At 68.3% G+C, this 7,627-nt stretch carries 6 protein-coding genes and 1 pseudogene; 3 read left to right on the top strand and 4 right to left on the bottom strand.

What is annotated here, in order from left to right; all coding sequences use genetic code 11:
• Positions 1 to 74: 74 nt before the first annotated feature.
• The gene (aroC, locus tag AC27IQ_RS16210) at positions 75 to 1,172 is read right to left on the bottom strand and encodes a chorismate synthase (protein WP_487090069.1); all 1,098 of its coding nucleotides are present in this window, start codon (positions 1,170 to 1,172) and stop codon (positions 75 to 77) included.
• 130 nt (positions 1,173 to 1,302) lie between these two features.
• Positions 1,303 to 1,757, bottom strand: a pseudogene (locus AC27IQ_RS16205) (CBS domain-containing protein).
• Between the two features lie 98 nt (positions 1,758 to 1,855).
• On the opposite strand from AC27IQ_RS16205, the gene AC27IQ_RS16200 reads away from it, so the two are divergent.
• Positions 1,856 to 3,166: an O-acetylhomoserine aminocarboxypropyltransferase gene (locus AC27IQ_RS16200; RefSeq protein ID WP_284426556.1), complete on the top strand. Its 1,311-nt coding sequence runs from the start codon at positions 1,856 to 1,858 to the stop codon at positions 3,164 to 3,166.
• A complete protein-coding gene (locus AC27IQ_RS16195) occupies positions 3,166 to 3,975 on the top strand; it encodes an alpha/beta fold hydrolase (RefSeq protein ID WP_487090068.1) in 810 nt (269 codons plus the stop codon). The genes AC27IQ_RS16200 and AC27IQ_RS16195 overlap by 1 nt, the downstream gene beginning before the upstream one ends.
• Before the next feature lie 5 nt (positions 3,976 to 3,980).
• Here AC27IQ_RS16195 and AC27IQ_RS16190 read toward each other — a convergent pair whose 3' ends face one another.
• On the bottom strand, positions 3,981 to 5,420 hold the full coding sequence (locus AC27IQ_RS16190) for an NHL repeat-containing protein (RefSeq protein WP_487090067.1): 1,440 nt from the start codon (positions 5,418 to 5,420) through the stop codon (positions 3,981 to 3,983).
• Between the two features lie 178 nt (positions 5,421 to 5,598).
• On the opposite strand from AC27IQ_RS16190, the gene AC27IQ_RS16185 reads away from it, so the two are divergent.
• On the top strand, positions 5,599 to 6,543 hold the full coding sequence (locus AC27IQ_RS16185) for a hypothetical protein (RefSeq protein WP_487090066.1): 945 nt from the start codon (positions 5,599 to 5,601) through the stop codon (positions 6,541 to 6,543).
• A gap of 234 nt (positions 6,544 to 6,777) precedes the next feature.
• Here the strand turns inward: AC27IQ_RS16185 and AC27IQ_RS16180 are convergent, their stop codons facing one another.
• Positions 6,778 to 7,470 carry an HAD family hydrolase gene (locus tag AC27IQ_RS16180; RefSeq protein WP_487090065.1) on the bottom strand — a complete coding sequence of 231 codons (693 nt, stop codon included), beginning with the start codon at positions 7,468 to 7,470 and terminating at the stop codon, positions 6,778 to 6,780.
• Positions 7,471 to 7,627 lie beyond the last annotated feature (157 nt).

The raw sequence follows: 7,627 nt of genomic DNA, 5'->3' as shown, positions 1-7,627 counted from the left end.
GCGTCGGTCCCTGTGGCGCCCCCCGTGCCTGCCTCGGCCGCGCGCTGAGGCGCGGGCGCCCGAGGGCCCCGGGCTCAGAGAAACGATGCCTGGATCGGTGGCACGGGTGGCTCGACGTCGCCGCACTGCCCGCGGTGGCGCAGGGCATGGTCCATCACGACCAGCGCCAGCAGGGCCTCGGCGATGGGTGCGGCGCGGATGCCCACGCAGGGGTCGTGCCGGCCCTTGGTGATGACCTCGGTGCTCTGGCCGTGCACGTCGATGGATTCGCGCGGGCTGATGATGGAACTGGTGGGCTTGATGGCCAGCGACACCTCGATGTCCTGCCCCGTGCTGATGCCGCCGAGCACACCGCCGGCGTTGTTGCTGGCAAAGCCTCTGGGCGTGAGCGAATCGCCGTGGGTGGTGCCGCGCTGCGCCACGCTGGCAAAGCCCGCGCCGATCTCCACGCCCTTGACGGCATTGAGCCCCATCATGGCGTGGGCGATGTCGGCATCCAGCTTGTCGTACAGCGGCTCGCCCAGGCCGACCGGCACGCCCGTGGCCTGCACGCGGATGCGCGCGCCGCACGAATCGCCCGACTTGCGCAGCGCGTCCATGTAGTCCTCGTACGCGGACACGTCGGCGACCGGCGCGAAGAACGGGTTCTGGGGCACGTGGTCCCAGCTTTCGAACGGAATGGCCAGCTCGCCGATCTGCGTCATGCAGGCGCGAAAGCGAACGCCGTATTTTTCGGACAACCACTTCTTGGCGACCGCGCCGGCCGCCACCGTGGGGGCGGTGAGCCGCGCCGACGAACGCCCGCCACCGCGCGGGTCGCGGATGCCGAACTTGTGCCAGTAGGTGTAGTCGGCGTGGCCAGGGCGAAAGCTCTCGGCGATGTTGGAGTAGTCCTTGCTGCGCTGGTCGGTGTTGCGGATCAGCAGGGCGATGGGCGTGCCGGTGGTCTTGCCTTCGTACACGCCGGAGAGGATCTCGACCGCATCGGCCTCGTTGCGCTGGGTGACGTGGCGGCTGGTACCGGGACGGCGGCGGTCCAGGTCGGCCTGGATGTCCACCTCGGACAGGGGCATGCCGGGGGGGCAGCCGTCGATCACGCAGCCGATGGCCGGGCCGTGGGATTCACCGAAGTTGGTGACTGCGAATAGGGTGCCGAGTGTGTTGCCGCTCATGGGGCGCGATTATCACCGAGCCTTGCGGCCCGGCCCGATCCATCCCACCACGCTCCAAATGCTATTAAAAACATAGCAACCCAGGCAATCGATACCCCGGCATGGGGCCGGTTGGGCTTGAAGGGAGCGATCAGACCGCCGGGCGGGCGTCTTCCTCGGGCCAGTCGCGGATGTAGGCCTTGAGCATCTTGTTCTCGAAGTTCTGGGCATCCACGACGGCCTTGGCGACGTCGTAGAAGCTGATCACGCCCATGAGCATCTTCTTGTCCATCACCGGCATGTAGCGGGCATGGCGATTGAGCATCATGCGGCGCACCTCGTCCATGTCGGTCTCGAGCGTGCAGGTGAGCGGGGCGTCGTCCATGGCCGTGCGCACGAGCAGGTGCCGACCGAACCGCCGTTCTTCACCACGGCCTGGATCACTTCGCGGAAGGTGAGCATGCCCACCAGGTCACCCAGGTCCATGACCACGAGCGAGCCGATGTCCTTTTCGGACATGATTTCAGCGGCCTGGGACAGCGGCTCGTCGGCGTTGACGGTGTAGAGGGTGTTGCCTTTGACGCGAAGGATGTCGCTGACTTTCATGGGGGAGGTCTCCGTGGTGCGCGCCAGGGCGCTGCTGGCTGAATCCTGCGCAATATAGCCCACAATGCGGCGCTTACCCCCCTACAGAGGAGACACGGATGCCCGGTTACTCAGACCCTGGCTTCGACACACTGGCGCTGCACGCGGGCGCCTCGCCCGACCCGGCCACCGGGGCGCGCGCCGTTCCCATCCACCTCACGACGTCGTTCGTGTTCGAGTCGAGCGACCACGCGGCCGCGCTGTTCAACCTGGAACGCCCGGGCCACGTGTACAGCCGCATCAGCAACCCCACCAACGCCGTGCTGGAGCAGCGCGTGGCCGCCCTGGAAGGCGGCGTGGGCGCCATCGCGGTGGCCAGCGGCCAGGCCGCGCTGCACCTGGCGATCTGCACGCTGATGGGCGCGGGCGGCCACATCGTGGCCAGCACCGCGCTGTATGGCGGATCGCAGAACCTGCTGCACTACACGCTGGCACGCTTCGGCATCGAGACCACCTTCGTCGCCCCGGGCGACATCGACGGCTGGCGCGCCGCGGCGCGGCCCAACACCCGCCTGTTCTTCGGCGAGACCGTGGGCAACCCAGGCCTGGACGTGCTGGACATTCCCACGGTGAGCGCCATCGCGCACGAGGCCGGCGTGCCGCTGCTGGTGGACTCCACCCTCACCTCGCCGTGGCTCATGCGGCCCTTCGAGCACGGTGCGGACCTGGTGTACCACTCGGCCACCAAGTTCCTGTCGGGCCACGGGACCGTGATCGGCGGGATCGTGGTGGACGGCGGCAGCTTCGACTGGGAGGGCCCGCGCACCGCGGGGCGCTTCGCCGAACTGACGCAGCCCTACGACGGCTTTCACAACATGGTGTTCACCGAGGAAAGCACCGTGGGCGCCTTCCTGCTGCGCGCACGGCGCGAGGGCCTGCGCGACTTCGGCGCGTGCATGAGCCCGCACACGGCCTGGCTGATCCTGCAGGGCATCGAGACGCTGCCGCTGCGCATGGAGCGCCACATGCGCAATACGCAGAAGGTGGTGGAGTTCCTGGCCAGCCACCCCTTCGTCTCGCGCGTGGGGCACCCGATGCTCGATTCGCACCCCAGCCACGCGCTGGCGCAAAAGCTGCTGCCGCGCGGCGCGGGATCGGTGTTCAGCTTCGACCTGAAGGGCAACCGCGCGCAGGGCAAGAAGTTCATCGAGACGCTGAAGGTCTTCAGCCACCTGGCCAACGTGGGCGACTGCCGCAGCCTGGTGATCCACCCGGCCAGCACCACGCACTTTCGCATGAGCGACGAGGCGCTCGCCCAGGCCGGCATCTCGCAGGGCACGATCCGCCTGTCGATCGGCCTGGAGGACGCGGACGACCTCATCGACGATCTGCAGCGCGCGCTGAAAGCCGCAGAAAAGGCAGGTGCGTGATGCGCATCACCGTCAACGGCCACGGCACCTATTGCTATACCGGCGGCAAGGCGTTCGACGCGGCCAAGCCGACCGTCGTCTTCATCCACGGCGTGCTCAACGACCACAGCGTGTGGGCGCTGCAAAGCCGCTACTTCGCCAACCACGGCTGGAACGTGCTGGCCGTGGACCTGCCGGGCCACTGCCGCAGCGAGGGCGATGCGCCCGAAAGCGTCGAGCAGGCGGCCGGCTTCATCGCCGCGCTGCTGGATGCGGCGGGCGTGGCCCGCGCCGCACTGGTGGGCCACAGTTGGGGATCGCTGATCGCGCTGGAGGCCGCCGCCCGCCTGCAGGACCGCATCACGCACCTGGTGCTGGTGGGCACCGCCTACCCGATGAAGGTGTCCCCCGCCCTCATCGAGTCGGCCCTGAACACGCCCGAGAAGGCGCTGCGCATGGTGAACGTGTTCTCGCGCAGCACGCTGGCCTCGCCCTCGGGCGCGGGCTTCTGGGCCTATGGCGCGGGCATGGCCCTGGGCCGCCGCGTGCTGCGCAGCAACCCGGCCGTGAACGTGTTCCACCGCGGCTTTCTGGCCTGCGACCGCTATGCGGGCGGCGAGGCGGCCATCGCGCAGATCACCTGCCCGGTGCTGTTCGCCCTGGGCGCGCAGGACCAGATGACCAACCCGAAGGCGGCGCAGGGCCTGATCGCGGCGGCGCGCGCGGCCGGCAAGGCGGTGCAGCTGGTGAGCCTGCCGGTCGGCCACCACCAGATGACGGAGGCGCCGGACGCCACGTTGTTCGCGATCCGGGACTTCCTCGCGGCCTAGCGGTTTTACGAACGGCCGGTGGACGTGCCCAGCGTGCGCACGACCCTCAGCACCAGGTTGCGCGCACTGTCTTCCTCCGAGCTGATCACGAGCCAGCGCCCCGCGCCGTCCCGGAGCACCTCGCGCGGCTCTGCGCTGGTCGGCGGGTCCTGAATGGAAGTCGCCACGTTGGTGTCATTGTTGGCCAGTGCACCGTTGCCCGTCAGGCTCGTCCACACCGCACGGAACCGGCGTGCAGCGGTGCCCGCTGCCGCGCCTTCCTCGATGGCGCCGAAGGCCTTCATGCTTTCGTCGCTCTGGACGAAGAAGGATTTGAGGCGATAGTTGGCAGGAAGCACCACGCGCTCGATGCCTTGGTCGCCAAAGGACGTGTCGAGCGCGCCATTGGCACTGAACTTGGCGACGCTGAGCTGGCAGTCGCTGCCCGCGCACGTTCTGGCGGCGACGACAAATCCGCCATCGGGATGGGGCGCGAGTTGGTATTCCTTCAACTCCGCCCCGAAGGATGTCCAGCCACCGGAGGTCTGCGCTTGCGTCCCGCCCGCGTGCACCGCGATGCAAAGCCCGGGGTCGGATCGGGGGTCTGCGTAGATCCGGCCACCCAGTTGGCCTGCGGTGACGATGCTGCCGTTGCGCAGCGCCATCACCGCCGCGCCGCTGGCCTCGCAGGGCGCAGGCGGCTGCGATGCCGTCGGTTGATTGAACGCGGCATCGGGGATTCCGTCCGCAGACAGGCGGCGCAAAGAGCGGCCGAACACTTGCAGGATGGGGCGGTCGTTGGACGTCAGCAGAACGGGTTTCTGATCGGGCTGGATCGCCAGCGCGAGGGTGTTGAGATTGGTGGAGACGAATCCCTCCGCAACGCCCTGGGTGCCGAACGTGCTGTCGACCGCCCCGTTCGCGGTAAGGCCGACCACGGTGTGGTGCCATGTGCCGGGCTCCCCGGACGCCGTCAGGCACCGGGTCTGGTAGGACGGTGAGAAACACGGCTCGTGCGCCTGAACCGCCACCAGGATTCTGCCGTCGGCCTGGAGTCGAACATCGCCGAGCGACTCGTATCCCTTGACGGAAAACCGTGCTTCGCCGTTTTGGCCGAAGCCCCTGTCGACATGTCCGTCGGCGCCCATCCGGACGACAAAGGTCTGCGTGGCGGGCAGCGATCCGAAACCCGAAGGGGCTGCGGGGACCGCGACCCTGCTGCCTGCAATCAGCAGCCTGCCATCCGGCTGCACGCCCACACTGGCGAAGGACGGCGTGCCGAGCGGGAAGGTGGCCACCCCAGCTTCGCCGTACGTGGTGTCGACCTTCAGGGCATCGGACAGAGTGACCGTGGTGGATCCCGATCCGCCGCCACAGGCCGTCAACCCGAATGCCACCAGGCAACTCGCCAGCCAGACGTCGTGTGTCGGTCGTTGAAAAATACGCCCCGTATCGAGTCGATGCATGCCAAACCCCTCCGTTGATTGAAAACCCTTGCCGGACATTCTGCATGGCTGGTCGCTGGGTTTCACTCCGCGGGCTTGCGTTGTGTGGGATGGCGTAACACCCGCCGAAAGATCTGCGATAGATTCCGCCATTCCGAACAACACCCCCGGTACGGAAAAATGGGGAGGGAGGCAACCGATGCGTGAGTTTCTGATGTGGGAAAACGAACCGGTGGCCGTGCCCGCTTTCCGGTCGATCGCGATCGTGGAGGGCACGATCCACGCCCCGACCATCGCCCCGCACCTTCGCAAGCTCTACGCCCAGTTCGAAGCGCGCTTCGGCACGTCGGCGAACGAAACCTCGTACCACTTTCCCGGCTACAAGGGCAAGATCCGCCCGGCGACGCCGCGCATCCTGAACGACGGCCGTGACTATCTCGCCCGGGACGGCGGAACCCCGTATGGCGAGGGCCTGCGCCGCTACGGCCACGCGCTCGCCGACTTCCCGCACCCCGGCTTGCCGTTCTTCGGCATCGAGCAGCGCAGCGACCGTTTCTTTCTGGAGACCGCGATACCGCAAGACTCGCCCCATTGGCACGGCTTCGCGGAGGAAGTCAGCGCGACCTTGATGGAACTGCCCACCATCAGCGGCACGATGGGCATGGGACGATTTCTCCCACCCCACAAAAGCAGCCTCAGGTTCCTGTTGAGCGCCGATCCGGAGCGCCATCGGGCCGCATTCAGCACCGACGCCGACATGGTGGAGCCCGCGCTTCGCAGGGAAGGTTCACCGCATCGGTGGAAGGCGGGAGAAGAAGCCGGTATTGCCGATGTGGGCTGGCGAACGTTCATCGGCCGCGAATACTGGGACCGGATCGAACCCGCCCTGGCTGCGCTGGCCCGCGACCCCGACATCGCGATCGAGCGATCCCCCCACCTTCTCTCGATCACGGCCGGCGATCGCCCGATCTGGGGCGCGCCCGACGAAACCGATGCGTTGCGGCCGTTTCGAACGGTCGCCCGCGCGCTCGAGCCCGTCCGCCAGCCCCTCAGCGCCGCCCGGGCCTTCTGGTTCGGTGGCGGGGCCACCGACGATCATGATGATCGGGTCGCGGCGTACCTCGCCCGTTTGGAGCAGGCGTAGTGTTCCGCCCGCCGCACAGGCGCTTTCATGCTGTGCACTGCCATTCAGAGTGAAAAGCGCTCCATGCCCTAGTACTCATTGCCCTTGCAGCTATTGATTTAATAGCACTTCAGCAATCATCCCCGTGCGGATGCCCCTGCGGGAAAGCCATTGGGCCTACCCGCCCCACCCTGCGCGGCCACGCATCGGCGCCTCCATTGGGCGGTTACACGCCCCAGCCCGCGAGCGTGTCGGTCACGCCAGCAGCCGGCACAGTTCGGTGAGATCGGGCACCGTGCCGTGCGGCTCGCCGTCGTGCGGCCAGGCCGCCTCGGCGCGGTTGATCCACACCGCCTGCATGCCCGCGCCCAGGGCACCGTGCGCGTCCAGCGTGGCATCGTCGCCCACGTGCAGCACGCTGGCGGCCGGCACGCCCAGGGCCTCGGCCGCCGCATGGAAGATGCGCGGATCGGGCTTGGCGATGCCGAACTCGCGTGCGCTGATGCGGGCCTGGAAATAGGCGCCGATGCCGATCAAGTCCAGGTTGGCATTGCCGTTGGACAGGGCCGCCAGGGGATAGCGCACGGCCAGGAATTCCAGCGCCGCGATGGCGTCGTCGTACAGCTGCACGCGCTGGCGCTCCGCGAAGAAGGCATCGAAGGCGCCGTCGGTCAGCGCGGTGTCGTCGCCTGCCTGCCGCAGCGCGGCACGGATGCTCTCGCGGCGCAGGGCGCTCAGGTCGTGGGACAGCTGCGGATGCGCCTGCACGACCTGGCTGCGCAATACGGCGGCGGCTTCGGGGTCGCCCAGGAGCGCGGCGGTGGCGGGCGCCCGGTCCTGCAGCCAGGCGCACAGGACGGCCTGTGCGCGGGCGATGGTGGGCCAGATGGGCCAGAGCGTGTCGTCCAGGTCGAGGGTGACGGCACGGATGCGTTGGGTGTCGAGCATGCGGGGAGGATAGCGCAGGGGTTTCGTGCGCGGCCCGCCAAAAGGGTGCGTGGCCTTTGCCACAATGCGGGCATGCCCTCCCCCACCTCCGCGCCCTCGTCGCCGGCCCCCCTGTCCGGCGCCCTGCCCCCCCTCCCCCCTGCCGCCGCGCAATCCG

It is taken from the genome of Acidovorax sp. KPB24-07 (assembly GCF_057543315.1).
Note: the sequence above shows the minus strand (reverse complement) of the source record. Positions and strands in the feature narration are given on the sequence as shown.